1 pseudogene is annotated in these 1482 nt (G+C 63.1%); it reads left to right on the forward strand.

Going from position 1 to position 1482, the window contains the following annotated elements:
* Window positions 1-214 precede the first annotated feature (214 nt).
* Window positions 215-1482, forward strand: a pseudogene (locus F1379_RS29450) (HNH endonuclease); the annotation flags it as partial.

The following is a 1482-nucleotide window of genomic DNA, read 5'->3' on the forward strand; positions in this document are numbered from 1 at the left end:
CAATTGTATGGTCAGGCTAGCGTCTTTAGGCGCAGTTTGGCAACAAGGGGTTATACCCCTAGAGCAAACCACCCGTTGGACGGGTGGTCCTGATTCTGCTTTTTTTTGGCGCGGCGGCAAGTAAATACAACCTTCTTCCGTTACCCGGCTGTGAAACACCCCTCTAATTTTACTTAATCAGTAGAATCCATTTTTGGCATGAGGGGGATGTAATTTGCAGACCAACGCTAGTGTGGGCAAGGAGAAGGATAAAGCTCCCGCCCGGCAGATTCTATATCAAAAGCCGCTGGAGCTGGTGAAGCCGGCGGCTGTACGCGGTCCGGACCCGGTGGAGGTGCTGCGCCGGGCCCGGCGCAATCCGGAGTCATTGACGAAGGAAGAGCTAGCCCTGCTGCAGCGGGCTATTGGGCGGCGGGCAGCCGCAGAAGTGCTGGGACAGCTGTCCGCTGACCGGGCGAAGGAGCAACAGGGGAATAAGGCAGAGACGGGGGCAGCAGGAGAGGCGGCAGGCAAGACGCCGGCAAACGAACAGGAGCGTGGTAATGCTGTTCTCGCCCAGGTGCCGGAGGAGAACGAAGAACCGCCTGCCCAGGTGCAGGAGGAGAAGGAAAAGATGCCTGTCCAGGTGCAGCAAACACAGGCAGCTATAAAACAGCCAGCTTCCGGAGCAGCAGCGGAAGAATCTAAGCTTGCCGAAGACCGCGATAAGCAGCAGGCTGCTGCCAAGGCCCCTGCCAAAGGGCTGGTGAAGACCAGCCCGCAGGGACAGGGGGCCAAGCAGGAGAAGCCGCAAGCGGAGGCGGTCGCTGATGGTGAACGCCAAGCGGCGCAGACGGAAGCGGAAGGTGACCGGCAAGCGGAGGCGGCGGAGCCTACAGGCGATAAGGCTAAGCCGAAGGAAGGCCAGGAGGCGCCCGCAGCAGAAGCGGGCAAGCCTGAACCCGGCGGGGAACAGGGCGAAGCCAAGCCGGCCAAAGCCAAGCCGAAGGAAGAGAAGGCCGGCGGTGAGAAGGAGGCTGTTGCCGCCAAGGAGCCGTCGCTCGGCGATTTGCTTGGCGGAATGGCCGGGGAGAAAGAAGCGCCGGCCAAGGCCAAGAAGGTAAACATTCGGGCCGAGGACCCGGGACAGATTCTGGAGCAGCTGTCCAAGGTGCCGCCGACCCAGATGGGCGAAGCCTACGCACAGGCCGCTCAGGCTTCGGGCGAGGCGATGTCGAAGCAGGCGCGTAAGGCGCAGCAGGGCTTGCCCGCCGTTCCTGTGCCGACAGGGCTGAAGGGCCGGGCACTGAAGGCCCGGAAGAAGCAGGCGGCGCCGGTGCACAAAGCCGCAGCAGGCTTCAAGAGCGAACGCTCCGGCGGTTCGGCTGCGGCGGGCTTGTCATCCGGTATGAATATCCGCTCCGGCGGCTCCGGGGACAACCCCGAGGCCATTCTGGGCGAGATCCGCGCGGCCTCCGGCCAGCGGGCAGCCATCCGCATGGA

It is taken from the genome of Paenibacillus tepidiphilus (genome assembly GCF_008635795.1).
GTDB classification, from domain to species: Bacteria; Bacillota; Bacilli; order Paenibacillales; family Paenibacillaceae; genus Paenibacillus_AQ; species Paenibacillus_AQ tepidiphilus.